Annotated in this window: 27 protein-coding genes; 16 read left to right on the plus strand and 11 right to left on the minus strand. The window is 68.8% G+C overall.

The window, feature by feature from the left end:
* The first annotated feature begins 25 nt into the window (after positions 1-25).
* The 6 genes from dnaX to AC3A84_RS01710 all read left to right on the plus strand — a co-directional run bounded on the left by dnaX (position 26) and on the right by AC3A84_RS01710 (position 5,491).
* Positions 26-2,056 (plus strand): DNA polymerase III subunit gamma/tau, encoded by a 2,031-nt coding sequence (dnaX, locus tag AC3A84_RS01685; protein ID WP_487968006.1) that lies wholly within the window; start codon positions 26-28, stop codon positions 2,054-2,056.
* 157 nt (positions 2,057-2,213) lie between these two features.
* On the plus strand, positions 2,214-2,546 hold the full coding sequence (locus tag AC3A84_RS01690) for a YbaB/EbfC family nucleoid-associated protein (protein WP_092936800.1): 333 nt from the start codon (positions 2,214-2,216) through the stop codon (positions 2,544-2,546).
* A 228-nt stretch (positions 2,547-2,774) separates the two neighbouring features.
* The gene (gene recR, locus AC3A84_RS01695; protein ID WP_487968007.1) at positions 2,775-3,365 is read left to right on the plus strand and encodes a recombination mediator RecR; all 591 of its coding nucleotides are present in this window, start codon (positions 2,775-2,777) and stop codon (positions 3,363-3,365) included.
* Between the two features lie 98 nt (positions 3,366-3,463).
* Entirely contained in the window at positions 3,464-3,871 is a 408-nt protein-coding gene (locus AC3A84_RS01700) for an MAPEG family protein (protein WP_487968008.1), read from the plus strand.
* 207 nt (positions 3,872-4,078) lie between these two features.
* Positions 4,079-5,191 (plus strand): ABC transporter substrate-binding protein, encoded by a 1,113-nt coding sequence (locus tag AC3A84_RS01705; RefSeq protein WP_487968009.1) that lies wholly within the window; start codon positions 4,079-4,081, stop codon positions 5,189-5,191.
* 147 nt (positions 5,192-5,338) lie between these two features.
* A complete protein-coding gene (locus AC3A84_RS01710; RefSeq protein ID WP_487968010.1) occupies positions 5,339-5,491 on the plus strand; it encodes a DUF3096 domain-containing protein in 153 nt (50 codons plus the stop codon).
* A gap of 29 nt (positions 5,492-5,520) precedes the next feature.
* Here the strand turns inward: AC3A84_RS01710 and AC3A84_RS01715 are convergent, their stop codons facing one another.
* Positions 5,521-7,089, minus strand: coding sequence for a transglycosylase SLT domain-containing protein (locus AC3A84_RS01715; RefSeq protein WP_487968011.1), 1,569 nt, complete (start codon positions 7,087-7,089; stop codon positions 5,521-5,523).
* Complete coding sequence (gene gloB / locus AC3A84_RS01720; protein WP_487968012.1) at positions 7,086-7,898, minus strand: hydroxyacylglutathione hydrolase; 813 nt, start codon at positions 7,896-7,898, stop codon at positions 7,086-7,088. Before gloB ends, AC3A84_RS01715 begins: the two co-directional genes overlap by 4 nt.
* Here gloB and AC3A84_RS01725 point away from each other — a divergent pair.
* Together AC3A84_RS01725 and rnhA are read left to right on the plus strand one after the other, a co-directional pair.
* Positions 7,897-8,679 carry a class I SAM-dependent methyltransferase gene (locus tag AC3A84_RS01725; RefSeq protein ID WP_487968013.1) on the plus strand — a complete coding sequence of 261 codons (783 nt, stop codon included), beginning with the start codon at positions 7,897-7,899 and terminating at the stop codon, positions 8,677-8,679. The two genes, gloB and AC3A84_RS01725, sit on opposite strands and share 2 nt — an antisense overlap.
* A gap of 98 nt (positions 8,680-8,777) precedes the next feature.
* Positions 8,778-9,224, plus strand: a complete 447-nt coding sequence (gene rnhA, locus AC3A84_RS01730) for a ribonuclease HI (protein ID WP_092936784.1) — start codon at positions 8,778-8,780, stop codon at positions 9,222-9,224.
* 16 nt (positions 9,225-9,240) lie between these two features.
* On the opposite strand, the gene AC3A84_RS01735 is transcribed toward rnhA, so the two are convergent.
* The 5 genes from AC3A84_RS01735 to AC3A84_RS01755 form a co-directional block, all read right to left on the minus strand.
* Entirely contained in the window at positions 9,241-9,573 is a 333-nt protein-coding gene (locus AC3A84_RS01735) for a thioredoxin family protein (RefSeq protein ID WP_487968014.1), read from the minus strand.
* 71 nt (positions 9,574-9,644) lie between these two features.
* Positions 9,645-10,934, minus strand: coding sequence for a molybdopterin molybdotransferase MoeA (gene moeA / locus AC3A84_RS01740; protein ID WP_487968224.1), 1,290 nt, complete (start codon positions 10,932-10,934; stop codon positions 9,645-9,647).
* Positions 10,935-10,966: 32 nt separating this feature from the next.
* Positions 10,967-11,596, minus strand: a complete 630-nt coding sequence (gene mobA, locus AC3A84_RS01745) for a molybdenum cofactor guanylyltransferase MobA (RefSeq protein WP_487968015.1) — start codon at positions 11,594-11,596, stop codon at positions 10,967-10,969.
* 100 nt (positions 11,597-11,696) lie between these two features.
* Positions 11,697-12,845 (minus strand): GTP 3',8-cyclase MoaA, encoded by a 1,149-nt coding sequence (moaA, locus tag AC3A84_RS01750; protein WP_487968016.1) that lies wholly within the window; start codon positions 12,843-12,845, stop codon positions 11,697-11,699.
* Positions 12,846-12,956: 111 nt separating this feature from the next.
* A complete protein-coding gene (locus tag AC3A84_RS01755; RefSeq protein WP_487968017.1) occupies positions 12,957-13,727 on the minus strand; it encodes an SDR family oxidoreductase in 771 nt (256 codons plus the stop codon).
* 303 nt (positions 13,728-14,030) lie between these two features.
* Here AC3A84_RS01755 and AC3A84_RS01760 point away from each other — a divergent pair, with 303 nt between their 5' ends.
* Together AC3A84_RS01760 and AC3A84_RS01765 are read left to right on the plus strand one after the other, a co-directional pair.
* Positions 14,031-14,666: a superoxide dismutase gene (locus tag AC3A84_RS01760; protein ID WP_487968018.1), complete on the plus strand. Its 636-nt coding sequence runs from the start codon at positions 14,031-14,033 to the stop codon at positions 14,664-14,666.
* Positions 14,667-14,732: 66 nt separating this feature from the next.
* Positions 14,733-15,641 carry a ZIP family metal transporter gene (locus tag AC3A84_RS01765; protein WP_487968019.1) on the plus strand — a complete coding sequence of 303 codons (909 nt, stop codon included), beginning with the start codon at positions 14,733-14,735 and terminating at the stop codon, positions 15,639-15,641.
* A 102-nt stretch (positions 15,642-15,743) separates the two neighbouring features.
* Here AC3A84_RS01765 and AC3A84_RS01770 read toward each other — a convergent pair whose 3' ends face one another.
* Positions 15,744-17,177, minus strand: coding sequence for an aldehyde dehydrogenase family protein (locus AC3A84_RS01770; RefSeq protein WP_487968020.1), 1,434 nt, complete (start codon positions 17,175-17,177; stop codon positions 15,744-15,746).
* 159 nt (positions 17,178-17,336) lie between these two features.
* On the opposite strand from AC3A84_RS01770, the gene AC3A84_RS01775 reads away from it, so the two are divergent.
* From AC3A84_RS01775 to AC3A84_RS01785, 3 genes are all read left to right on the plus strand, one after another.
* Positions 17,337-18,662 (plus strand): hypothetical protein, encoded by a 1,326-nt coding sequence (locus AC3A84_RS01775; RefSeq protein WP_487968225.1) that lies wholly within the window; start codon positions 17,337-17,339, stop codon positions 18,660-18,662.
* A 137-nt stretch (positions 18,663-18,799) separates the two neighbouring features.
* Positions 18,800-19,336, plus strand: a complete 537-nt coding sequence (gene ppa, locus AC3A84_RS01780; protein WP_487968021.1) for an inorganic diphosphatase — start codon at positions 18,800-18,802, stop codon at positions 19,334-19,336.
* 170 nt (positions 19,337-19,506) lie between these two features.
* Positions 19,507-20,013, plus strand: a complete 507-nt coding sequence (locus AC3A84_RS01785; RefSeq protein WP_487968022.1) for a chemotaxis protein CheW — start codon at positions 19,507-19,509, stop codon at positions 20,011-20,013.
* Positions 20,014-20,152: 139 nt separating this feature from the next.
* Here the strand turns inward: AC3A84_RS01785 and AC3A84_RS01790 are convergent, their stop codons facing one another.
* Positions 20,153-21,439 carry a GNAT family N-acetyltransferase gene (locus tag AC3A84_RS01790; protein WP_487968023.1) on the minus strand — a complete coding sequence of 429 codons (1,287 nt, stop codon included), beginning with the start codon at positions 21,437-21,439 and terminating at the stop codon, positions 20,153-20,155.
* Positions 21,440-22,240: 801 nt separating this feature from the next.
* Between AC3A84_RS01790 and AC3A84_RS01795 the strand changes: the two genes are divergently transcribed.
* The 3 genes from AC3A84_RS01795 (at position 22,241) to AC3A84_RS01805 (ending at position 24,954) form a co-directional block, all read left to right on the plus strand.
* Positions 22,241-22,816, plus strand: coding sequence for a flavin reductase family protein (locus AC3A84_RS01795; protein WP_487968024.1), 576 nt, complete (start codon positions 22,241-22,243; stop codon positions 22,814-22,816).
* Positions 22,817-22,878: 62 nt separating this feature from the next.
* Positions 22,879-24,531, plus strand: a complete 1,653-nt coding sequence (locus AC3A84_RS01800) for an NAD+ synthase (RefSeq protein WP_487968025.1) — start codon at positions 22,879-22,881, stop codon at positions 24,529-24,531.
* 84 nt (positions 24,532-24,615) lie between these two features.
* A complete protein-coding gene (locus AC3A84_RS01805; RefSeq protein WP_092936752.1) occupies positions 24,616-24,954 on the plus strand; it encodes a P-II family nitrogen regulator in 339 nt (112 codons plus the stop codon).
* A 73-nt stretch (positions 24,955-25,027) separates the two neighbouring features.
* Here the strand turns inward: AC3A84_RS01805 and AC3A84_RS01810 are convergent, their stop codons facing one another.
* Positions 25,028-25,630, minus strand: a complete 603-nt coding sequence (locus AC3A84_RS01810) for an LOG family protein (protein WP_487968026.1) — start codon at positions 25,628-25,630, stop codon at positions 25,028-25,030.
* Positions 25,623-26,024, minus strand: coding sequence for a diacylglycerol kinase (locus tag AC3A84_RS01815; RefSeq protein ID WP_487968027.1), 402 nt, complete (start codon positions 26,022-26,024; stop codon positions 25,623-25,625). The genes AC3A84_RS01810 and AC3A84_RS01815 overlap by 8 nt, the downstream gene beginning before the upstream one ends.
* Between the last annotated feature and the right edge of the window lie 83 nt (positions 26,025-26,107).

Below are 26,107 nucleotides of genomic sequence, written 5' to 3' on the forward strand. Positions count from 1 at the left end.
TCGCGGCCCCCGTAGAATCCCGCGGATGTCCTACCTTGTGCTCGCCCGCAAATACCGCCCCAAGACTTTCTCCGAAATGGTCGGGCAGGAGCACGTGGTGCAGGCGTTGTCCAATGCCCTCACGCAGCAGCGGTTGCACCACGCCTATCTGTTCACGGGCACGCGCGGCGTGGGCAAGACCACCGTCTCGCGCATTCTGGCCAAGTCGCTCAACTGCCAGGGGCCGGACGGGCAGGGCGGCATCACCGCCACGCCCTGCGGTGTCTGCCAGGCCTGCCGCGACATCGACAGTGGCCGCTTCGTGGATTACACCGAGCTGGACGCCGCCTCCAACCGGGGCGTGGACGAGGTCCAGGGCCTGCTGGAGCAGGCCGTGTACAAGCCCGTGCAGGGCCGCTTCAAGGTCTTCATGATCGACGAAGTGCACATGCTCACCAACACCGCCTTCAACGCCATGCTGAAGACGCTGGAGGAGCCGCCCGAATACCTCAAGTTCGTGCTCGCCACGACCGACCCGCAGAAGGTGCCCGTCACGGTACTCAGCCGCTGCCTGCAGTTCAACCTGCGGCCCATGGCGCCCGAGACGGTGCTCGACCACCTGAGCCGCGTGCTGGCGCAGGAAAACGTGCCCGCCGACCCGCAGGCCCTGCGCCTGCTCTCGCGCGCCGCGCGCGGCTCCATGCGCGATGCGCTCTCGCTCACCGACCAGGCCATCGCCTTCGGCAGCGGCCAGCTGCAGGAAGCCGGCGTGCGCCAGATGCTGGGCAGCGTGGACCGCAGCTATGTCTTTCGCCTCATCGACGCGCTGGCGCAGGGTGATGGCCGCACCGTGGTGGAAACGGCGGATGCGCTGCGTCTCAACGGCCTCTCGGCCGCCTCCACGCTGGAGGAGATGAGCACGGTACTGCAGCGCATGGCCGTGATCCAGGCCGTGCCCCAGCGCGCCGCCGATGCCGCCGCCGACGGCAGCGACCCGGAAGCCGCCGAGATCGCCCGCCTGGCCGGCCTGATGCCCGCCGACGAAACGCAGCTGCTCTACAGCATCTGCCTGCATGGCCGCACGGAGCTGGGCCTGGCGCCCGATGAATACGCCGCGCTCACCATGGCCCTCCTGCGGTTGCTGGCGTTCAAGCCCAACCATTCCAATGCCGCCGAAGACGGCTCACTGGAAAAAAAAACTCTGAAGCCGGCTGATCCGCCCTCCGCAGGGGCTGCGGCGGGCTCCGTTGCACCTGTGCGCGCGGCCGAGCCGCCGGTGGCGCGGGACTTCTCGCCTGTGGCGGCCGTCGCATCGCCGCTGCGCCCCGGCGCGGGCGCCCCCCCGGTCCCGCAAGCTGCAGCAGTGGCCACCGAGTCGCCGCAGGCCGATGTCGCGGTGCTCCCTGAAGCCGGTGCCGACGACGGCCCGGCGCCCGGCCATCCCGCCGCCTTCTCGGAAGTGGACTACGACTCCGTACCGACTTACGCATCGGAACCCGCTCATGCGCCTGTCGAGCTGGCCGTGCGTTCGCCTGAGGACTTGCGGCAGAATCGGCCTGTAGCCCGGCAGGATCGTGGGCGTGATGCTCCTGAATTTGTAGCAATCCCGGTGCGCGAGGCGCCCGAGCCGGGTGCCCGTCTGCAGCCCTTGCCGGCTGGCGGCCCGCGCGCCGCGTCGGCGCGCTACACCCGCACCGACGAAGGCGATGTCTGGTATGCCACCGTGCAGCAACTGGTGGCAGCCGAAGCCATTACCGCGCTGGTGCGCGAGCTGGCACTGCAGTCGCAACTGGTGGCGCGCGATGCGGGCCACTGGCTGCTGCGTGTCGAGCGTGAATCGCTCAACCAGCCCACCGCGCGCGAACGCCTGCGCGCGGCGCTCGAAGCCCACGGCCACGCCACGCAGATCAGCGTGGAATTGGGCGTGGTGATCGACAGCCCGGCGCGGCGCAATGCGCATGCGGCGGCCGAGCGCCAGCGCTTGGCGCAGGAGATCGTCGAAAACGACCCCTATGTGCAGACGCTGATGCGCGACTTCGGGGCGAAAATCGTGCCTGGCAGCATCAAGCCCGCCTGACGCGCCCGAGCCGGCCCAGCGATCGCAGGCGCCAGGGCAGGGCAGTGCATGCCGGTTCCTCTCTGCTGCCTTTCACTGCGCCGCTCCGACCCCATGTCACTCATTCATCCATCCGTTCGATTCATTCGATCCATTTCATAAGCAAAGGACACCTTTCATGTTCAACAAGGGACAACTCGCCGGCCTGATGAAGCAAGCCCAGGCCATGCAGGACAACCTGAAGAAGGCCCAGGACGAACTGGCCCACATCGAGGTGGAAGGCGAATCGGGCGCCGGCCTCGTCAAGGTGCTGATGACCTGCAAGCACGACGTCAAGCGCGTGACCATCGACCCCAGCCTGCTGGCCGACGACAAGGACATGCTCGAAGACCTGGTGGCTGCCGCTTTCAATGCGGCCGTGCGCAAGGCCGAGGAGACCTCGCAGGAAAAGATGGGCAAGCTGACGGCGGGGATGCCAGGCCTCCCCGGCGGCATGAAATTCCCTTTCTGAGGGGGGCTACTGCGCGGGCCATCTGCGTCGTTGGGCGGTGCTCGCGATCCTCACGTACATGCAGTACGTTCCGGTCGCTGCGCTCCGTCCGCCTCGCAGCTGATCCCGCTCGCTACGCCCTTTGCGCTGTCGTGAGCGTCGTTGGGCGGTGCCCGGAATCCTCACGTACCGCTCCAGTTCTTGCGCCATGCTGATGCGCTGCTCCAACGCCCGATTTCCAGGAGTTTGATGACCGATACGAGTTCTCTTGACGCCCTGATCCAGGCGCTGCGGCGCCTGCCCGGGGTGGGCGTGAAATCGGCGCAGCGCATGGCCTTCCATCTTCTGCAGCACGACCGCGCAGGTGCCGAGGCGCTGTCGCGGGCCTTGCACGAGGCGGCGCGGTCGGTGCGGCATTGCGAGCGCTGCCACACCTTTACCGAGGCGGCCGTGTGCGAGGTCTGCCTGGACCCGGAGCGTGACGCCACGCGCCTGGCCGTGGTGGAAACGCCGGCCGACCAGGCCGCTCTGGAGCGCACGGGGGCTTTCCGGGGGCTCTACTTCGTGCTGATGGGGCGGCTCTCGCCGCTCGATGGCGTGGGCCCGAACGATATCGGCTTCAAGCAGCTGCTGGAGCGTGCGAGCGACGGCGTCGTGCAGGAGGTGATCCTGGCGACCAGCTTCACGGCAGAAGGCGAGGCCACGGCCTATGCCATCAGCGAGACGCTCAAGAGCCGGGGCGTGCATGTCACGCGCCTGGCGCGGGGGGTGCCGGTGGGCAGCGAGCTGGAATACGTCGATCTCGGCACCATCGCGCATGCGCTGTCCGATCGGCGCTGACCGGCGGGCCAGGCGGTGTATTGCTATTAAAATGGTAGCTGTATGCCCTGTTTCCCAGGGCGCAGGCAGCTGAAAACACGAGAAAGCGAAGGTGTGCCATGAACACGACAATGCATGTGGCCCGGTTCACCGCCGCCTACTGGTGCGTACTGATCGCTGCGCTGCTGCCTATGGTGTGCGCGCTGCTGGCCAAGCGTGGCGCCTTCCGCCGCGACGACAACGCCGATCCCCGAAGCTGGCTTGACCGCCAGACCGGCTGGCGGGCGCGTGCGAATGCCGCGCAGGCCAACAGCTTCGAGGCGCTGCCTTTCTTTATCGGCGCGGTCGTCATCGCCCATCAGCTCGGGGCCCCGCAGACGCTGCTGGACATGCTGGCCCTGGCGTTCGTGCTGCTGCGCATCGGCTTCATCGCCCTGTACGTGGGCGGCATGCCGACGGCTCGCAGCCTGGTTTGGGCGGCGGGCCTTCTGGTCAACATCGCGATCTTGTTCGTCGGCTATCGCTGACGGCCCCGCGCAGGGGATGTGCAGGCCGCTGCCACGCCGGGTCATGGCTGGGTGGGGGTGGGGCGCTGCTCTGCCGCCGCACAGCCGTAGGTGGGGAACCGCCCGGGTAGGTACAACTCCCTGGTCGCGCCACGCGCGTGCTTCAGGCACACTCCATCCCTCATGTTGCACTGCAGCATGAACTTCCTTCGTCGTTCATCCAGCTCCATGTCATTACCGCACCTGACCCGGCGCCAATGGGGCGCCCATGCCGCTTCGGCCACCGCGACCGCCTGGATCGCGGCGCCGGTGGCTGGGCGCGCGCAGCCGCTGTCGGGCGGCGGAGAGCGCATTCGCGTGGCGGTGGGGGGCGGCAGGACCTTGTATTACCTGCCATTGGTGATTGCCGATGCGCTCGGGTTCTTTCATGCCGAGGGGCTGGACGTCAGGCTGCAGGACTATGCCGGCGGCTCCCTTGCGCTGCAGGCGCTGCAGACCGGCGATGCCGATGTCTGCTGCGGGGCCTACAGCCACGTGCTGCAGGCCGCCATCGGAAGCACTGGCACCAGCTTGCAGCAGCCGTCGCCCCGAGGGCTGGCATTGGCAGCGCCCGCTGCGCCTCTGCGCAGCCTGGTGGTGCTGGGCCGCGCTCCGCAGCTGGCGCTGGGCGCTTCGACGCGCACCTGGCCCTGGCGCAGCGTGACGCGCTTCAATGGCATGCGCGTGGGGGTGTCGGCGCCGGGTTCGGCGACACAGCTCCTGGCCGGCCTGTGGCTGGGGCTGGCGGGGGCTCCGCTCAATGAGGTCCGCTTCGTGGGCGTGGGCTCCGGCATGGGGGCCGTCACCGCTTTGCGGCAGGGAGCGGTGCACGCACTCTGCCACGCGGATCCGCTGATGACGCTGCTCGAGCAGCGCGGCGAAGTGCGCCTGCTGTGCGATACACGTACGCTCAAGGGCTCGTCCGACCTCTTCACCGGCCCCATGCCCTCGGCCTGTCTTTATGTACCCAAGGGGTTTACCACGCAGCGGCCGGCGCAGGCGCAGGCCCTGGTCAACGCGCTGGTGCATGCACTCAAATGGCTGCAGACCGCATCACCGACCGACCTGGTGCGAGCGCTGCCTGCCGGCTACATGATGGGTGACCGGGGGGGGTATCTGGCCGCCTTCCAGCGCAGCCGCGAAACCCTGTCGCCCGACGGCCTGATGCCCGATGAGGGCCCCGCCACGGCGCTGCGTGCCCTGGCGCGGCTGCGGCCGGAGCTTGATGCATCCCGAGTGGATCTTGCACTCACCTTCACCGACGCCTACGCGCGCAGGGCCAAGCTCAAGTACGCGCTTTGAAGAGGGATTGCCTCGGTGCCGCAGGCGAGAGGCCGGGGAGGGGGTTGGGCGGGATACGCGGGGCGGCTAAAGTGACGCAGGGCCTGCGCGGACGCTTTCCGCCGCCCATCCGCTTCCAATCGGCACCTCACCCTTTCAAGGTTCACCATGACGCTTCATTTCAGCATCGGTCCCCTCGTGTCCCTGATCGCCGGCATCCTGATCCTGGTGATGCCTCGGCTGCTCAACGTGATCGTCGCGCTCTACCTGATCGTGATGGGGATCCTGGGGCTGGTGGGCATGCACAACCTGCGCTTCTGACGTGCCGGGGCCATCAGAAGCGGAGCCGGTCAGCGCTTCTTCTTCTGCGCCTTCGGCGGCGTGCCGCCCTTGCGGCTGGTGGCTGCTTGGTGCTTGGCTGGCGAGCGCGTGCTGGCGGCGGGCGCTGGTCTGCCACGGGCAGAGGTCTGCTTGACGTCCGCAGACGGCACGCGGGCGGCTGAAGCAGTGGTGAGTCGCACCGGCAGATACATCACGACGGCCTGGCCGCTCTTGAAGTTGGCGGTCTTCTTCACGTCGTTCCAGTCGGCGACGTTGTCCACGCTGACCCGGTAGCGGTGCGCGATGCTGGCGACCGTCTCGCGCTTGCCGGCGCGCACGGTGGTGCGGCGGGTCACGATCTCGGGCGTGAATGCCACCTGTCCGTTGTCGGCCACCTGGCTGGAGACGTCCTCCCGCGTGGTGGTGGCGCGCGGCACCATCAGGGCCGAGCCGGCCTTGATGAGCATGCGCGGCGGAATGCCGTTGATCGCGCGCAGGTCGGCTTCGGACATGCCCACGCGCTGCGCGGCGGCGGCAGGGCTCAGGTTGGAGGGAGCCGTCCAGACCGTCCAGCTGGCGTACTGGCCCTCGGAATGCGCTTCGAGGTTCTTGCGGAAGACCTTGGCGTTGTCCCAGGGCAGCAGGATCTTCGGCGTGCCGGCCGCGAAGATGACCGGCTTGTGCAGCGACGGGTTCAGCGCGCGGAAATCCGATTCGCGGATCCCCGCCAGACTGGCGACCAGCGACACGTCGATGTCGTGGGTGATATCCACCACCTGGAAGAAAGGATGGTTCTCGATCAGCGGCAGTTCGGTGTGGAATTCATCGGGATGGGCGACGATGTTCTTCACGGCCTGCAGCTTGGGCACATAGAGCCGGGTCTCGGCGGGCATGTTGAGGTCGGTGTAGCTGGTGCCCAGGCCGGCCTTCTGGTTGCGCGCGATGGCGCGGCTCACGCTGCCTTCACCCCAGTTGTAGGCGGCGAGAGCCAGATGCCAGTCGCCGAACATGCCGTAGAGCTTCTGGAGGTAATCGAGCGCGGCCTTGGTGGAAGCCAGCACATCGCGGCGATCGTCGCGAAAGGCGTTCTGCTTGAGGTCGAAATAGGTGCCGGTCGCAGGCATGAACTGCCACATGCCTGCGGCCTTGGCGCTGGAGACGGCCTGCGGATTGAAGGCGCTCTCGATGTAGGGCAGCAGCGCCAGCTCGGTGGGCATGCCGCGCCGCTCCAGCTCTTCGACGATATGGAAGAGGTACTTGCTCGAGCGCTCCGTCATGCGCTGCATGTAGTCGGGCCGCGATGCATACCACTGCTCGCGGTCGGTCACCAGGTCGTTCTGCAGGTCCGGCATGGCGAAGCCACGGCGGATGCGATCCCACAGATCGGCGGGGGCGGAGAGCATGGCCACTTCGCGGCTGGAGGCCTTGGCGGCCGTGATGGGGCGCAGCGGCCCTGAAGGTATCTGTGCGCTGCTGCTGGCAGCGATGCTGCCGTCCTTGTTGCCCGCAGCGGCGGCCGTGGTGGTGTTGGTGCCGGTGGAGGCGCAGCCGGTCAGCCACACCAGGCTGGCGACGGCCAGGATTTTCAGGATCTTCATCGGAACTCGTTTTTCCATTGGCGCAGCGCTGCCAGAACCTGGACGGCATCGCCGCGATCGACGCTGCCGTCGAAATCGCATGCCGCCTGGGCCACAGCCGCTTCGCGGGTGCGCAGGAAGGGGTTGATGTTGCGCTCGGTCGCCAGGCGTGAAGGCAGCGTGGGCCGGCCTTGCGCGCGCAGGGATTCGCACTCGGAGCGGTAATGGAGCAGGGCCTGGTTACCCGGTTCCACGGCCTGCGCGAAACGCAGGTTCGAAAGTGTGTATTCGTGGGCGCAGCAGACCAGCGTGTCGCCGGGCAGGGCGGCCAGGGTGTCCAGCGAGGCCTGCATCTGCGCGGGCGTGCCTTCGAAGAGCCGCCCGCAGCCGCCGGAAAAGAGCGTGTCGCCGCAGAACAGAACCGGCGAGGCGGCTTCCACCGGGCCCGACGCTCCGGCGGCGCCGGGCACCGCGGGACAGTAGTAGGCGATGTGGCCGCTGGTGTGGCCCGGCACGTCGAACACCTCGAAGCGCAGATCACCCAGCACCGTGGCCGCATCGCCCTGTGCCACGCGGGCAACGGGCTCGGGAATCGCTTCGTGCGCGGGCCCGTGCACCACGGCACCGGTGGCCTCGCGCAATTCACGCACGCCGCCCGTGTGATCTGCATGGTGGTGCGTGACTAGAATCGCCTGCAATCGCAGTCCGGTGCGGCGCAGGGCTTCGATGACGGGCGCTGCGTCACCCGGGTCCACAACGACCGCATCCTGCGCGTCGTGCAGCATCCAGATGTAGTTGTCGGCGAAGGCGGGCAGCGGCAGCAAGTTCATGAGCGACGAAATTATAAGTTTGCACCGTTGGTTCGACTCCCCCCCCGGCCGTTACCTGCTGGCGTGGGAGCAAGAGCAGCATGATGAACTGGTTGCCGACCTGTTCGGCTACCACGCGGTGCAGCTGGGCATGTCGGGCCTGGAAGGCCTGCGCACCAACCGCATGCCGCACCGCTGGCTCGCTCTGGGTGAGGCGGAATCGCGCCTGGAACCGCAGCCTGGTGCTCCCGCGCAGCGCGCCCATCTCCTGGCCGATCCCGTCGCTTTGCCTTTCGAGCCGGCCAGCATCGACCTGGTGCTGCTGCCCCATGCACTGGAGCTCAGCGTCGATCCGCATGCCGCGCTGCGCGAGGTGGAGCGGGTGCTGGTGCCCGAAGGGCGTGTCGTCATCAGCGGCCTCAATCCATGGAGCCTCTGGGGCCTGCGCCAGCGCCGAGCGCGACTCTACCAGCGCTTCGGCGGCGGTGGTGATCTTTACCTGCCCGACGTCGGCGAGTTCATCGGCCCGGGGCGCGTGCGCGACTGGCTGCGGCTCCTGAACTTCGAGGTGGATACGTTCAGCTTCGGCTGTTACCGCCCGGCGGTGCGGCAGGACCGCTGGCTGGAGCGTTTCGACTGGATGGACGGCCTGGGCGCGCGCTGGTGGCCCATACTCGGGGCCGCCTACACGGTGGTGGCGATCAAGCGGGTGCATGGCATGCGCCTGCTCGCCGCGCCCTGGCGCCATGCGGCCAGCAAGGCCGCAGCGCCCGTGCCGGTGGCGCAGCGCCGCCGGCGCTGAAGCCGGCCGCGTTCGTTCTTTCCGCAGCCGGGCAGGGCCCGAGGCCGCTGGTTTGCCTGGTTGCTGCTTTCTTTCCCGAATCCGATGGAGTGTGTTGTTTGAATCAGGTGGTGATCTATACCGATGGGGCGTGCAAGGGCAACCCCGGGCCCGGTGGCTGGGGCGTCGTGCTGCGCTCGGGCGCACTGGAAAAGGAACTGTTCGGCGGCGAGCTGGACACGACCAACAACCGCATGGAACTGCTGGCGGTGATCGAGGCGCTGGCGGCGCTGAAGAAGCCCTGCGCGGTGACGCTGTTCCTCGACAGCCAGTACGTGCGCAAGGGCATCACCGAATGGGTGCAGGGCTGGAAGAAAAAGGGCTGGCGCACCGCGTCGGGCCAGCCGGTGAAGAACGTGGAGCTGTGGAAGCGCCTGGATGACCTGGTGGCCACCTCGGGCCACGTCATCGACTGGCGCTGGGTCAAGGGCCACGCGGGCGACCCCGGCAACGAGCGTGCCGACGCGCTGGCCAACAAGGGCGTGGACAAGGCGCTGGGGCGCTGATCCTCGAGCGCCGGCTTCAGGCCGCGGCCGTGATGCTCTGCAGCGCCTCGTGGATGCTCTGCGCATCCTGCGGGCGCACCAGCCGGGCCACTTCCTGGCCGTCGCGCAGGAAGACCAGCGTGGGCCAGAGCTTGACGCGAAAGCTCCGGCCCAGGGGCTGGCCGGGGCCGTCTTCCACCTTGAGATGCGCGACCTCGCTGCGGTCCTCCAGAGCCTGCTGGATGAGCGGCTGCGCGCGCTGGCAGTGGCCGCACCAGGGTGTGCCGAATTCCAGCACGGTGGCGCCGCTGGTCTGGTCCACGGTGTCGCGGGTGGGCGGTTGCACGAGATGGCGATCGGCGAAAGGCATGCGGTTTTCCTCTGATTGGGACGTGAGGTGGCAGACCCTGCTTCATACACGGCGCCAGCGGGCCGGCAGTGTCAGACGGCGCCGTCGAACATCATCACATCCACCGTGTCGCCGGCCGCGACGTGGCCCTGGCCGTGGTGCAGCACGATAAGCCCGTTGGCCTGCACCATGGAGCTGAGCACGCCCGAGCCCTGGTTGCCGGTGGTGCGCACCTGCAGCGTGCCGCCCGGCGCGGTGGAGACCCAGCCGCGCTGGTATTCGGTGCGGCCAGCCTTCTTGCGGATGGGTTCGGTGCTGACGGCTCGCAGCAGCGGCTGCGCGCCGGCACTGCTGCCCATCATGCGCAGCAGGGCAGGGCGCACGAAGGCGAGGAAGGTCACCATCACCGCCACGGGGTTGCCGGGCAGGCCGAAGAGCACGGCGCCGCTTGCTGTGGGCGCTGCCGCAGCGAGGCGCCCCACGGCCATGGGCCGGCCGGGGCGCATGGCGATGCGCCAGAAGGCCACGTCGCCCAGCTGCTTCATCATGGCGCGGGTGTGGTCGGCCTCGCCCACGCTCACGCCGCCGCTGGTGATGACGGCATCGGCTCGCGCGCCGGCCTCGCGGAAAGCGGCCTCCAGCTGCGCGGGCTGGTCGGGCACCACGCCCAGGTCGATCACCTCCACGCCCAGCCGCGTGAGCAGGCCGAAGACGGTGTAGCGGTTGCTGTCGTACACGGCGCCTTCGCGGGGCGGCTCGCCCAGGCTCAGGATCTCGTCGCCGGTGGAGAAATACGCCACGCGCAGGCGGCGGAACACGGTGGCGCGGGCCAGGCCCAGACTGGCCACCAGGCCCAGCGCGGCGGGCGTGAAGACGCTGCCCTGCGCCAGGGCCACACGGCCTTCCATCAGGTCTTCGCCCATCAGGCGGCGGTTGTCGCCGGCGCGCAGCACGTCGGCGGCGATGCGGATGCAGCCGTCGCCTTCGGTGGTGGTGAATTCCTGGGGCACCACCGTGTCGAGCCCGGCGGGCATGACGGCGCCGGTCATGATCTTCACGCACTCGCCGGGCGCGACGGTGCCGGCCCAGGCCTTGCCCGCCAGGGCCGTGCCTACACAGCGCAGCGTCAACGCCGCGCCGGGGCGCAGCTGCGCGCCGTCGAAGGCATAGCCGTCCATGGCGGAGTTGTCGTGCGGCGGCACACTCAGGGGCGAGACGATGTCCTGCGCCAGCACGCGGCCGAGCGCCTCGAAGATGCCGACCTGCTCGGTCTCGGCGACGGGCTGCACCAGCCGTTCGAGAAAGGCCTGTACGCCGGAGGCGCTGAGCGCCTGCGGGTCGTAGCCCTGCAGTTCGGCCGCGATCTCGGCGAGCGTCTTCATGGTGGTGGGCGGATGGGTGGGGGCCGGGGCGTTCACGCTGCGGACTCCAGTGCGCGCAGCTCTTCGGGCGTATTGGCGTTGCGGAAGGCGAGCGGATCGTCGTCCGGCTGGTCGAAAGGCACGATGGCACAGGCGTGCTGCGCGGTCCAGCGGTCGATCTTGCGGCCGCCGTTCTGGGTGAACTGCACCAGGCTTTCCAGCAGCGAGACGCGCAGCAGGCAGAACACCGGCTGCGGCCGCAGCACGGTCGTGCCGGTGGCGGCATCGGTCTCGCGCGCGGCGGCCATGGCGATGTCGGCATCCTCCGCCTGGGCGGCGGCCGCCAGCCGCGCGGCCAGATCGTGGGGAAAAAGGGGGGTGTCGCAGGGCACGGTCAGCAGCCAGCCGGTTTCGCAGCGCTCCAGCCCGGTGAGAAAGCCGGCCAGCGGCCCAGCGTAGTCGGCCAGCCCGTCGGGCCAGACCGGCGTGCCGAAGGCCTCGTAGGCCGCCAGATTGCGGTTGGCGTTGACCAAGGTGTGGCCCACCTGCAGCTGCAGGCGTATGAGGGCGTGCAGCGCCAGCGGCAGGCCGCGGAAGCTCTGCAGGCCTTTGTCCGCGCCGCCCATGCGGCTGCCGCGTCCGCCGGCGAGGACCAGGCCGGTGATGTCTTCAGGGTCGATCATGAGGAGGGGCTCGTTCGGTTCGTCGCTGTCTGAAAGAGGGGGGGGGCGCAGGGGCCGGGCGCCTGTTGTCTGCCGCGGTGCCGCTGTGCTGCTGTGTGCGTCAGCCGCCGATGTAGCTCATCTCCACGCGGCGCCGGCCCGCGCCGGCGGCGGCGGCGTCGGGCGGCAACTGGCTGCGCAGTTCGGAATAGCGGTCGCTGCGCTGCTGCCAGATGGGAGCGATGGCGGCGGCGATGGCCTCGTCGCTGGCGCCGCCGCGCAGCAGGCTGCGCAGGTCCCAGCCCTGGGTGGCGAAGAGGCAGAGGTAGAGCTGGCCTTCGGTGGACAGGCGCGCGCGGTTGCAGTCGCGGCAGAAAGCCTGGGTCACGCTGCTGATGACGCCGACCTCCCCCAGCGCCGCATCGTGGCAGCCCAGCGCGTCGGCATAGCCCCAGCGGGCCGCGGTTTCGCCGGGGGCGCTGGCTTCGAGCGGCACCAGGGGCAGCTGCTCCTGTAGCCGGGCGATCAGCGTGGCCGAGGGCAGCACCTCGTCCATGCGCCAGCCGTTGGTGGCGCCCACGTCCATGTATTCGATGAAGCGCAGCGTGACGCCGGTGCCGCGGAAGTACCGGGCCATGGGCAGCACTTCGTGGTCGTTCGTGCCGCGCTTGACCACCATGTTGACCTTGATGCGGTCGAAACCCGCGGCCTGCGCGGCCTCGATGCCGGCCAGCACGTCCGCGACGGGAAAGTCCACGTCGTTCATGCGGCGAAAGACGGCGTCGTCCAGGCTGTCGAGGCTCACGGTGAGGCGGTCCAGGCCCGCTTCCTTGAGGGCCCGGGCCTTGCGCGCCAGCAGCGAGCCGTTGGTGGTCAGCGTCAGGTCGGGCGCGCGGCCCTCGGGCGTGCGCAGGGTGGCGAGCTGCTCCACCAGCCGTTCCAGGTTCTTGCGCAGCAGCGGCTCGCCCCCTGTGAGCCGGATCTTGCCCACGCCGTGCGCGATGAACTGTCGAGCCAGGCGCGTGATCTCCTCGAAGCTCAGCAGCGCCGAATGGGGCAGGTAGGCATAGTCCTTGTCGAACACTTCCTTGGGCATGCAATAGCCGCAGCGGAAGTTGCAGCGATCGGTCACGCTGATGCGCAGATCGCGCAAGGGCCGGCCTAGCGCGTCGGCCAGCCGGCCCGTGGGCAGACCTGCCGCGCCCGTGGGCACGGTGGGCGCGCGCGTCGCGATGCGCTGGTCCACGAGAGGAATGACACGTTCAGCCATGCTGGCGATTCTGCCGCATGGGCGCGGCCCGTTGAGCGTGGCGGGCTTTGTGGCCGAGGGGCGATCCTGGAGGGCGGGCCGCCCGGTTTTCCGGCGCGATGCCGGGCCGGCTCAGACGCAGCGCGCGCCGTCCACTTCGATGCAGGTGCCGCTGATGAAGGCCGCCTCGTCGCTCGCGAGGTATAGCGCCGCGTTGGCCACGTCGAGCGCGGTGGAAAAGCGGCCCAGCGGGATGCTGGCCAGAAAGCGCGCGCGGGCCGCGTCGTCCACCGGGCCGCCCGCGAATTCGGCCGCCAGGCCCGTGTCGGGGTTGAACACCGGGTTGATGCAGTTCACGCGGATGTTGTCCGGCCCCAACTCGGCCGCCATCGACTTGCTGGTGGTGATGACCGCACCTTTCGAGCCGTTGTACCAGGTCAGGCCGGGCCGGGGCCGCAGGCCGGCCGTGGAGGCGATGTTGATGAAGCTGCCGCCGCTGCCGCCGGGGTTGGCGCGCATGGCGGGCACGGCATGGATGGCCGACAGGTAGAGGCTCTTGACGTTCACCGCATAGACCTTGTCGAACTCCGCCTCGCTCACCTCCAGCATGGGGCGGTTGCGGTGCGTCCAGCCGGCGTTGTTGACCACCACATCCAGCCGGCCGTGAAGGCGCAGGGCTGCAGCGACCAGGGCGTGCACGTCATCCGAGCGCGTCACGTCGCCCTGCACGAAGGCGGCTTCACCGCCCGCGGCCTGGATGGCCTTGGCCACGCGCTGGCCCGCCTCGGCGTTCAGGTCGTTGACGACGACCCGTGCGCCTTCGACTGCGAGGCGGCGGGCGATGCCTTCGCCGATGCCGCTGCCGGCGCCGGTAACGAGAACGGATTTATGGGCGAGGCGCATGGAGGCTCCTTTGTGCCGGGGTAAGGTTTGCTATTGTTTTTATAGCTATTGGCGCAGGTGGAATGTGGGCTGTGGGCCGATTCATTGCCGAATGTCGGTGGTCTGACCGCGAGCCCACTATAGCCAGCGTGGGCATTTCTGGCATGGCGGGTCTTTATTGATAATAATTATCATTTGCATGCATGGCGACCCACGGGGCGCGGTTCGGCGTCTTGGCCGGAGCCTGCATTGCGTCCCACTGGGGCGCTCTCCCCGGGTCGAGCCGCGCTCCGTTCGTTTCCCCGCCTCAGAAAGTCCATCGTCATGCCCTACACGCTGCCCGCACTGCCTTATGCCTACGACGCGCTCGAACCCCATCTCGACGCCCAGACCATGGAGATCCACCACAGCAAACATCACCAGACCTACGTGAACAATCTGAACGCGGCGCTGGAAGGCACGCCCCATGCGGGCCAGAGCGTGGAGGCGCTGGTCGCCGCCATTGGCCAGCTGCCCGAATCGCTGCAGACGGCGGTGCGCAACCACGGAGGCGGCCATGCCAACCACAGCCTCTTCTGGACGGTGATGTCGCCCCGGGGCGGCGGCCAGCCTGCAGGCGAGCTGGCCCGCGCCATCGACACCGACCTGGGCGGGTTCGAGACCTTCAGGCAGGCTTTCACCCAGGCCGCGCTCACGCGCTTTGGTAGCGGCTGGGCCTGGCTGGTGGTCACGCCGCAGGGCCGGCTGGCGGTGGAGAGCACGGGTAACCAGGACAGCCCGCTCATGCCCGGCATCGCCTCGGGCCACACGCCCATTCTGGGGCTGGACGTGTGGGAGCACGCCTACTACCTCAAGTACCAGAATCGCCGCCCCGACTACATCGCCGCGTTCTATAACGTGGTGGACTGGGTCGAGGTGGCGCGGCGCCACGCACAGGCCCTGGCCGCAGCGCGCGGCTGAAGGGCCCCGCGAACGCTGCCAGCCCGCTCTTCCGATCTCGCCATGCCCTCTGCAGGAACCCGCCCCATGATCCCTGACGACGCGACGTCCCCTCGCCCTGCCGGCCCCCTTCGCTGGCCTGCCCGCCGGTGGCTGGGCGGTGCCATCGCCGTGCTGGGGCTGGTCGCGCTGGTGCTGCAGTTCTCGGCCTACCTGCAGGCCAACGAACAGGTCGCGCAGGCCTGGCAGGGCGGGCTGGTGGCGGCGCTGGCGACGGCGCTGGGCACGGCGCCGGTGATGTTCTCGCAGCGGCTTTCCGACAAGGTGCAGGACACGCTCTTCGGCTTCGGCGCCGGGGTGATGCTGGCGGCCAGCTCGTTCTCGCTGATCCTGCCGGGGCTGGAGGCGGCCCGGTCATCGGGCGCCGGCCCCTGGGCTGCGGGCGGCACCATCGGCGCGGCCATCCTGCTGGGGGCGCTGGCGCTGCTGGTGATGGAGCGGCTGCTGCCGCACGAGCATTTCATCAAGGGAGCCGAGGGCCAGCCCTCTCGCACGCTGCAGCGCACCTGGCTCTTCGTCTTCGCCATCGCGCTGCACAACCTGCCCGAGGGGCTGGCCATCGGGGTGGCCTATGCGGGATCGGGCAGCGTGGGCGGCAGCACGCTCACGGCGGGCATCGCCATCCAGGACGTGCCCGAGGGGCTGGTCGTCGCCGTCGCGCTGCTGGCGGCCGGGTACCGGCGGCGGGTGGCAGTCGGCCTGGGCATGGCTTCGGGGCTGGTCGAGCCCATCGGGGCGGTGCTGGGCGCGGCGGTGGTCAGCGCATCGGCCATGCTGCTGCCCTGGGGGCTGGGCTTCGCGGCGGGCGCGATGCTGTTCGTCATCAGCCACGAGATCATTCCCGAATCGCACCGCAAGGGCCATGAGGCCTGGGCGACCGGCGGGCTGATGATCGGCTTCGTCACCATGATGCTGCTGGACACGGCGCTGGGCTGAGCCGGTCTGCCGCCTTGCGGGGGCGGGGCGGCATCAAAAAATGGCTGCAGCCCAGGCAATTCAATGGTTATCAGCTATCGAAAGCGTAGCGAGTGCCGCTGCTTACCCGTGCCGTATCGCCACCGTCTTGAGCGTGGTGAAGCCGTAGAGCGCCTCGAAGCCCTTCTCGCGCCCATGGCCGCTCGAGCGCACACCGCCAAAGGGCAGCTCGACCCCGCCGCCCGCGCCGTAGTTGTTGATGAACACCTGCCCGGCGCGGATGCGCCGCGCCATGCGCAGCTGGCGGGCGCCGTACCGCGTCCACACGCCGGCCACCAGGCCGAAGGCCGTGCCGTTGGCCAGCTGCACGGCTTCGTCCTCGCCCTCGAAGGGCAGGGCGGCCAGCACCGGGCCGAAGACCTCTTCCTGCGCCAGCCGGTGGCCGGGCGGCACGTCGCGCAGCAGGGTGGGGGCCTGGTAGAAGCCGGTCTCGGGCGCCAGGTCCACCACTGTGCCCTGCGCCACCATCGGAATGCCGGCCACCTGCGCGTCGGAGAGAAAGTCCCACACGCGCTGCTGCTGGCTCTGGCGGATGAGCGGGCCCAGGTCCAGGTCCATGGCCGCTGGGCCCACGCGCAGCGCCTCGAAGGCCGTGGCCAGGCGCTCCAGCAGCGGCTCGTAGATGGCCCGCTCGATCAGCACACGCGAGCCGGCCGAGCAGGTCTGCCCGGCGTTCTGCACGATGGCGTTCACCACGGCCGGCACGACGGCTTCCAGGTCGGCATCGGCGAAGACGATCTGCGGGCTTTTTCCGCCCAGCTCCAGGGTCACCGGGCAGTGCCGCTCGGCCGCGATCTGCTGGATCAGCGTGCCCACGCCGGGGCTGCCGGTGAAGCTGATGTGGTCGATGCCCGGATGCCGCGCCAGCGCATCGCCCGCCTCATGGCCGTAGCCGGTCACGATGTTGAGCGCGCCCGCCGGAAAGCCTACTTCGGCCGCGAGCTGCGCCACGCGCAGCAGCGAGAGGCAGGCGTCTTCGGCGGGCTTGACCACGCAGGCATTGCCTGCCCCCAGCGCCGCGCCCACGCTGCGCCCGAAGATCTGCATGGGGTAGTTCCAGGGAACGATGTGGCCGGTGACGCCGTGCGGCTCGCGCCAGGTGAGCACGCTGGTGCCTTCCATGTAGGGAATGGTCTCGCCGTGCAGCTTGTCGCACGCGCCGGCATAGAACTCGAAGTAGCGCGCCAGCGCCAGCGCGTCGGCTCGGGCCTGGCGCGTGGGCTTGCCGCAGTCGCGCTGCTCGATGGCCGTGAGCTCGTTGGCGTTCTCGGCCACCGCGTGGGAGAGGCGCATCAGCAGCCGGCCGCGCTCCGCGGGCGCCAGCTTGTGCCAGACGGCGTCGTAGCACTGGCGCGCGGCGTGCACGGCGGCGTCGATGTCTTCCGGCGTGCCGCGCTGGATCTCTTCATACGGCGCCCCGTCGGACGGATCGATGACCGCGATGGTGCGGCCGGAAGACGAGGGCACGGGGGCGTTGGCGATGGAGTGGAACTGCATGGTGGCCCATTGTGGCGGGGCCGGCCACACTGACACAATGGATGCGCCATGCCAACGCCCCACATCTTCCGCTGCGCGCTCTGGTTCCAGGTCGCGGCTGTCGCCGCGCTGCTGGCCGGTTGCGCCGTCAGCCAGGCGCCGGCGCAATCGCTAACGCCGATGTCGGACGATGGGGCCGCCGGGCCCGCATGGCACGCCCCTGCCGCCGGCTCCGCCGTCGAGTCCGAGCCCTTGGCCGTGGGCTGCCCCTCCGAGGTGCCCCGCACGGCCCGCTGCTGGAACGGCCGCGACTCCGCCGGCGCCTATTACTACATCGCCGTTCCTAGGGATTGGCAGGGCACCCTGGTGCTGCACGACCACGGCGGGCCCGAACTGGGCGCGCCCAAGGCCGAGCGCACGGCGGACGACCTGAATCGCTGGGCGGTGATGGTGCGCGCCGGCTACGCCTGGGCCGGTTCCACCTACCACCAGGGCGGCGTGGCGGTGCGCGACGCGGCGGCAGATTCCGAACGGCTGCGCCGCATCTTCAGCCAGTACATCGCCGTGCCGCGCATCACCGTGCTGCACGGGCAGTCCTGGGGCGCCAGTGTGGCGGTCCGCCAGGCGGAGATCTTCACCGAGCAGACCGTGGGCCGCCCCTACGACGCCGTGTTGCTGACCAGCGGGGTGCTGGGCGGCGGATCGCGGTCCTACGACGTGCGCACCGATCTGCGCGCCGTCTATCAGTACCTCTGCCACAACCACCCCCGGCCCACCGAACCGGCCTATGCGCTCAACCTGGGCCTGCCGGCGGGCGTGAACCTGTCGCGGGCCGACCTGAAGGCGCGCGCCGACGAGTGCCTGGGTCTGCACCGGCCGGCCGCGCAGCGCACGCCCGCGCAGCAGGCCCGCATCGAGACGCTGGAGCGGGTGCTGCGCATTCCGGCCAGCGCCATCCTGGCGCACCTCTACTGGGGCACCTTCCACTTTCAGGACATCAGCAGCCACCGCACCGGCGGCGCCAGCCCGTTCGGCAACGTCGGGGCGGTCTACAGCGGCTCGGCCGACGACGCGGCGCTCAATGCCGGCGTGCCGCGCCTCGCGGCCGACCCGGTGGCCTACGAACGCTTCGCGGCAGATACCGATCCCACGGGCCACATCCCCGCGCCGGTGCCGGTGTTGAGCGTGAAATGGATCAGCGACCCGACGGCCTTCGTCGAGCTGGACGCGCAGTTCCGCTCCACCATGGACCGGGCTGGCAGCGGCGACCGGCTGGTGCAGACCTTCACCCGCCAGGGCACGCACAGCTACATCAGCGACCCGACCTACGTGGCGCTGATGGGCGCGCTGCTGGACTGGACCAGGAGTGGCGACAAGCCCACGCCCGAGCGCGTGGCCGCGCGCTGCCGTGCGGCCGAGACGCGCTTCGGCGCCGGCTGCACCTTCGAGCCAGCCTATGTGCCCGCGCCGCTCGCCACTCGGGTGCCGGTGCGCCAGCGGCCCTGAGCCTCGGGCGGTGGCGGTGCGCGGTCGCCTAGAATCCGGGCCACCCGGCTGTGCCGGGCCGCTCGGGAAGGCGCATGTGTGCCGCCGAGGGCCTGGCGCGGCCACCGCCGTTTTCACCCATCACTACGCGAGATCGCATGTCCCTGAACAACGTCAAACCCGGTAAGAACCTGCCCGAAAACTTCAACGTCGTGATCGAGATCCCGATGGAATCGGACCCGATCAAGTACGAAGTGGACAAGGAATCCGGCGCCATCTTCGTGGACCGCTTCATGACCGCGGCCATGCACTATCCCACCAACTACGGCTACGTGCCGCAGACCCTGGCCGGCGACGGTGACCCGGTGGACGTGCTCGTGATGACGCCTTACCGCCTGCCCCCGGGCGTGGTCATTCCCTGCCGCGCGCTGGGCATCCTGAAGATGGAAGACGAGTCCGGCGTGGACGGCAAGGTGCTGGCCGTGCCCACGGCCAAGATCCTCAAGGCCTACGCCAAGATCCAGTCGCTGGACGACGTGGAGCCGATCAAGCTCAAGGCTATCTCTCACTTCTTCGAGCACTACAAGGACCTGGAAGAAGGCAAGTGGGTCAAGGTGCTGGGCTGGGACGGCATTGAGGCCGCCCACCAGGAGATCACCGACGGCGTCGCCGCCTACCAGAAGACCCTGGGCTGAGGCCGCCTCCAACCCCGATCGCCCTACCACCCGCTGGTGAGCCGCCGGCGGGTTTTTTCATGGCGCTCGATGCCCGGGTTTTGTCGTTTTGTCACTGGGTGTAACAGAAAATGTTATGCTGCCCGAATTGAGGCGCGTTGCGTGCCTGCCATCTGAAGGATTTGCCCGCCATGTCGTCATTCAATCTCTCCCAGCGCTCCGCTGGCGGTGCTGCTGTCAATGCACCCGCAGAGTTCCTGACCTTCCGTCTGGGTGAGGAGGAGTACGGCATCGACATTCTCCGCGTGCAGGAGATCCGCTCTTACGAGCAACCTACGCGCATGGCGCATGCACCCGATTTCATCAAGGGTGTGATCGACTTGCGCGGCGTGATCGTGCCCATCGTCGATCTGCGGGTGAAGCTGCGCTGCCCCCAGGCCGACTACACCGACTTCACCGTCGTCATCATCCTGAACGTGGGTGGCACGGTGATCGGCGCGGTGGTGGATGCGGTGGCCGACGTCGTGGCCCTGTCGGAAGACAGCATCAAGCCCGCGCCCCAGTTCGAGAGCCAGGTGGACGCCGCCTTCGTGCGCGGCATCGCGACCGTGGGCGAACGCATGCTGATCGTGGTGGACATCGAATCCCTGCTCAGCGGCTCCGAAATGGGGCTCGTGCGATCCGTCGCCACCGCCTGAGCGAGCGTTTCGGCTGCGCGCCGCAGCACGAGCCGCTGCAGGCTCCGGCCCGCCCTGAAAGGCGCTCCCCACGGAGCGCCTTTTTTTTTGTGGGCTAGTCCCTGGGTTGTAAGACGCTGAGCGGCCCCTCCGAGGGGTCTCAGCCAGGCTCGCGCCGGAACGGGCTTCGCGCCTGCAGGTGCTCCAGATAGTTCGAGACCCCTTCGCCCTCGCGTTCCAGGAAGCGGTCCACCGCTTCGGCAAAGGCCGGATGGGCCAGCCAGTGGGCGCTGCTGGTCTGCACCGGCAGTAGGGCGCGGGCCATCTTGTGCTCGCCTTGCGCGCCGCCCTCGAATCGCTGCACGCCGTGCGCAATGCACCAGGCGATGGGCTGGTAGTAGCAGGCCTCGAAATGCAGGCAGTCCACGCGCTCGATGGCTCCCCAATAGCGGCCGAAGGCTACATCGGCGCATGCGGAAGGAGAGCCTTCAACATTCGCTGTGCCCGGCCCCACGCCGATCAGGCTGCAGGCGATCGGTGTGCCGTCGCGCTCGGCGATGAACAGCACCCAGGCTTCGGGCATGTCGCGCTCCATGCGGTGGAAGAAGTCGCGCGAGAGGTACGGCGGGTTGCCATGTTCCAGGTAGGTGCGTTCGTAGCAGCGGTAGAAGAAATCCCAGTCCGACGAAGGAATGGCCGTGCCCCGCGCCCAGCGGAAGCAGACGCCGGCCTCGGCCACCCGCCGACGTTCCTGGCGGATCTTCTTGCGCTTGTCCTGCGACAGCGAGGCGAGGAAATCGTCGAAGTCGCGAAACGGCCTGCCGGGCGCCTCCAACGCCGCCGCCTCCGCCGAGCGTGCGCGTGCGGTGGGGGCATGGTTCTTCCAGTGGAATTGCACCGTGTGGCGCAGCATCAGGCCGGCCGCCTGCGCGGCCTGCAGGTCTTCCTGCGCGCCGAAGAGCAGGTGCAGCGACGAGAGTTGCGACTCTCTACACCAGGCCAGCACGCCCTGCAGCAGCGCCAGCCGGTCCTGCGCGCCGCGCGCCAGCAGGCGGGCGCCGGGCACGGGCGTGAAGGGGACGGCCACGACGGCCTTGGGGTAGTACTCCAGGCCATGGCGCGCATAGGCGTCGGCCCAGGCCCAGTCGAACACGTATTCGCCGTACGAATGCGGCTTGGCGTAGAGCGCACAGGCGGCCCGCAGCTCGTCGTCCAGCCAGAGTGTGAAAAAAACGGGCGTCCAGCCGGTGGCGGGCGTGGCGCTGCCGCTGTCGTGCAGGGCGGCCAGATAGGCGTGGCGCAAAAAGGGCGTGGGGTGGGGCTGCGTTGCCAGCAGGGCATCCCACGCTGCGGCATCGACCTGCGCGGGGGCGGCGTCGATCCGCAGTGTGTAGTCTGGCGCGGCAGGTGCCGGCCAAGCAGCAGGAGGGATGGGGCGGTGTGGCAAGAGTAGCGGCTTTCTTCTGGGGGCTGGGTGTCGCCCGATGGTGCCACCAGATCGAAGACACCGTGCTCCGCCCGATCTTGGGCCGCCTGGCGGTCCGCGGCAGGCACCGGCAAACGGCGCGGCGGGTTGGGGCCTGGCGTGAGCGCCCGTATCGCATCGACGACGGGCGCCACGACGGTTTCACCCCGTTGGCAGTCCCCGGGTCGTAGCTGGGGGCCTGGCTGGAGAGGCCGCCTTTTCGATCGCGTTGTGGCGATGCGGCAGACCGCCGTGCCCTTGCGTTCGGGCGTCCGAGGCGTCAGGCATGTCCAGCGCTTTGCCGCAGGGGCTCCGGGTCTGTGTTCCAGCGGGGTGCCGCCCGCGCTGGCGGAAGGCCCCCAAGGGCCTGTCGGATCAACGACTGCGTTCGGCGGGGGGGGGGGTGCGGGCCTTCACCGGCCCCTGGCTCTTTTCGCCGTTCATGGCCCGGTGCCCGCCTCGTGGTGCATGACCAGGTCGCGGTCGTGGCGCCGCGCGTCGGCCTTGGTGAGTGCCTAGCCGGAAAGGAAGTCGTACACCCGGCGCGGGGTTGGCCTGGGACCGCTTCGGGAAGCCCAGATCGGCGTGCTGCAGCCCTTGCCGTGGACGCGAGGCACGCTGTTGTGATCGTTGGCGATCCGGGCATGCTGCGGCAAGCGTCCGACGACTGCCTGCGCCAGACGATGCAGAACCTGATCGGCGTTCTCATCCAGAAGGAGAAAGAGGAAAAGGGGCAAGCCGGAGGGCGCCAGCGCCGCCACCGGCGCGCCGCGACAATGGCGCATGACCTATCGCAGACCCGTTCCCCTCGATCGCGCCACGCGCCTGCTCAACCACGGCCCCACAGTGCTGGTCAGCGCCGCTCACGGCGGGCGCTCCAACGTGATGGCCGCCGCCTGGAACATGGCCCTCGACTTCATGCCGCCCAAGGCGGCGGTGGTGATCGACAAGGCAACCTTCACGCGCGGCCTGATCGAATCCTCGGGCCACTTCGCGCTCAGCGTGCCCTGCAGCGCACAGGCAGCGCTCACCACGGCCATCGGCGGCGTGAGCGGCAAGGACGTGGACAAGGCCGCCACCCTGCCGGGCCTGGCATGGATCGATGAGCCAGAAAGCCCCGCGCCGCTGGTGGAGGGCTGCGTGGCCTGGCTTGCGTGCCGGCTCCTGCCGGAGCCGCACATCCAGCAAACCTATGACCTCTTCCTGGGGGAGATCGTGGGTGCCTGGGCCGACGAGCGCGTGTATTCGGCGGGCCGCTGGCATTTCGAGGGCCATGACGCGCTGCGCACGCTGCACCATGTGGCGGGTGGCCATTACCTGCTGCCCGGCAAGTCGGTGGACGGCGGCTCCGCCGGCTGAATCGGACCCCGGATGACATAATGAGCCGAGTTCTTATTCGCGCTCCGCTTCCTTCTCCACGTATGCCATTCGCCATCAGCATCGCCCAGTTCAACTTCATCGTGGGCGATCTGCCGGGCAACGCCCAGAAGATCATCCAGGCCGCGCGCGATGCGCACGCCGCCGGCGCCCGCCTGCTGCTGACGCCCGAGCTGGCCCTGTGCGGCTATGCCGCCGAGGACCTGTTCCTGCGGCCGGCCTTCCTCGCCGCCTGCGATGCCGCGCTGGCCGAGGTGGTGCAGGCATCGGCCGCGCTGGAGGGCCTGGCCATCGTCGTCGGCCACCCCCGCAGCCTGCCCGACGACCCGGCCGGGCGCTGCGCCAACGTCGCCAGCGTGGTGCGCGCGGGCCGCATCGAGCAGACCTACGTCAAGCAGGAATTGCCCAACTACCGCGTGTTCGACGAGCGCCGCTATTTCACGCCCGGTACCGATACCTGTGTGTTCGAGATCGAAGGCGTGCGGGTGGGCCTGTTGATCTGCGAAGACGCCTGGTTCAGCGGCCCGGCGCGCCGCGCCGCCGATGCGGGGGCGCAGCTGCTGGTCAGCATCAATGCCTCGCCGTTCCACATCGGCAAGAGCGCCGACCGTGAGCAGATCATGCGCGACCGAGTCACCGAGACGGGCCTGCCCCTGCTTTATGCCCACTTGGTCGGCGGCCAGGATGAGGTGGTGTTCGAGGGCCGCTCGTTCGGCCTGAACGCAGACGGCTTTGTTGCCTTCCGCGCTCCGGGTTTCGAGGAAAAACTGCTCTCCGTGCAGGTGCAATCTGCACAGGATGCTATTGAATTGAGAGCGGATATCGCTGCCGTACCGTCGCTGGAGGCCGATCTCTGGTCCGCGCTGGTGATGGGCGTGCGCGACTACGTGGGCAAGAACGGCTTTCCTGGCGCACTGCTGGGCCTGTCGGGTGGCATCGATTCGGCCCTGGTGCTGGCCATCGCGGTCGATGCCCTGGGTGCGGACAAGGTGCGCGCCGTGATGATGCCTTCGCCCTACACAGCCGACATCAGCTGGATCGACGCGCGCGACATGGCGGAGCGTCTTGGCGTGCGGTACGACGAGATCTCCATCGCCCCGCAGTTCGAGGCGTTCAAGGCCGCGCTCGCCAGCGAATTCGCCGGTCTGCCCGAAGACGCTACCGAAGAGAATCTGCAGGCGCGCATCCGCGGAACGCTGTTGATGGCGCTCTCGAACAAGTTCGGCGCCTTGGTGCTCACCACCGGCAACAAGAGCGAGATGGCGACCGGCTACTGCACGCTCTATGGCGACATGGCGGGCGGCTTCGCGGCCATCAAGGATGTGGTCAAGACCCAGGTCTTTGCGTTGGCGCGCTGGCGCAATGCCAACGACCCGTTCGGGACGGGCGCCAGCCCCATCCCCGAGCGCATCATCACGCGCCCGCCCAGCGCCGAGTTGCGGCCGGACCAGAAGGATCAGGACAGCCTGCCCCCCTATGAGGTCCTCGATGCCATCATCGCGCGCTACATGGAGAACGACGAGCCCATCGCAGCCATCATCGACGCGGGTTACGACCGCGCCGACGTGGAGCGTGTCACGCGCCTGATCAAGCTCAACGAATACAAGCGCCGCCAGGCGCCGGTGGGCACCCGCGTCACGCACCGCAGCTTCGGCAAGGACTGGCGCTATCCCATCACCAGCCGTTTTCGCGCCTGACGCGGCCGGCTGGATCACTCATCCCAGGGGCCCGCGCAGCATCGCAAGGCGCAGCCTTTCTTTCCCACTTCCAGGAGACCCGCCATGAAAATGATCACCGCCGTCATCAAGCCCTTCAAACTCGAAGAGGTCCGCGAAGCGCTGGCCGATTGCGGCGTCACGGGCCTGACGGTGACCGAGGTCAAGGGCTTTGGCCGCCAGAAGGGCCATACCGAGCTCTACCGCGGCGCTGAGTACGTGGTGGACTTCCTGCCCAAGGTGAAGGTGGAGGTGGTGGTGCGCACCGAAGACGTGGAGCGTTGCGTGGACGCCATCGTGGGCGCGGCGCGCACCGGCAAGATCGGCGACGGCAAGATCTTCGTGACCGCCGTGGAGCGCGTGGTGCGCATTCGCACGGGCGACCTGGACGAAGCTGCCGTCTGACGCTGGGCACTGATCGTCGGCTGCAGGGGCGGGCGCCGGAGCGCCGCCTGCTGCCGATCCGCCGCTCCCGACGTCAGATTACTTCGCGCAGCGGGACCTCGTCCATGTTGTTGCCCGCTTGCTGCACCAGCGTGCGCAGCAGCGCATCGACCTCGGTGTGGGTGGAGAGCAATCCCATCTGCCAGTCGCTCATCAGGCCGCTCTGCACGCTGGTGCGCAGAAACGCCAGCAAGCCGTCGTAATAGCCATCGACGTTGAGCAGACCCAGAGGCTTGTCGTGGTAGCCCAATTGCCGCCAGGTCCAGACCTCGAACAATTCCTCGAACGTGCCGATGCCGCCTGGCAGAGCGATGAAGGCATCGCAGCGCTCGGCCATCATGGCCTTGCGCTCGTGCATGTTCTTCACGATGTGAAGCTCATCGCACTGATGGTTGGCCAGCTCCTTGTCCACCAGCGCCTGCGGAATCACGCCCAGCACCCGGCCACCGGCCAGGCGCGTGGCCTCGGCCACGGTGCCCATCAGGCCGCTGCGGCCGCCCCCATACACCAGTTGGCCGCCTCGCTCGCCAATCCAGCGGCCCACGGCCGTGGCCGCTTGTGCGAAGCGCGGGTTGTCGCCGTGGCGCGAGCCCAGATAGACGCAGATCGAGAAAGCGGGTTCGGCGGTGTCAGGCATGGATGAAAAACCTTTGGTACAGGGCGGCCGCCCATATGCCCAAGCACAGCAGCAGGCTCAACAGGACTGCCGCACTGCCCAGGTCTTTGGCGCGCTTGGACAGTGAATGCAGTTCAGGGCCCACGCGGTCGATGGCCGATTCCACCGCCGAATTGAGCAGCTCGGTGATCAGCACCAGCACGACGACGCCGACCAGCAGCGCCACCTCGACCCAGTCGCCGCCCACCCACCACGCCATGGGCAGCAGCACGCAGGACAGGGCGATCTCGGATCGAAAGGCTTTTTCGGACCAGCCCGCGCGCAGTCCTTGCAGCGAGTAGCCGGTGGCGTGCCAGACGCGGCGCAAGCCGGTGCGGGCCTTGTGGGGGTGGGGGGGGGGGGGCAGGGATGACATGGGTGCGGGAAGGCTATTTTGTCGCAGGAAAGCGGGCGATGGATGACGGCGGGGCCGTCGCCAGCGCCAAGGCGTGCAACGCG

The sequence above is a fragment of the Paracidovorax sp. genome (assembly GCF_057642795.1).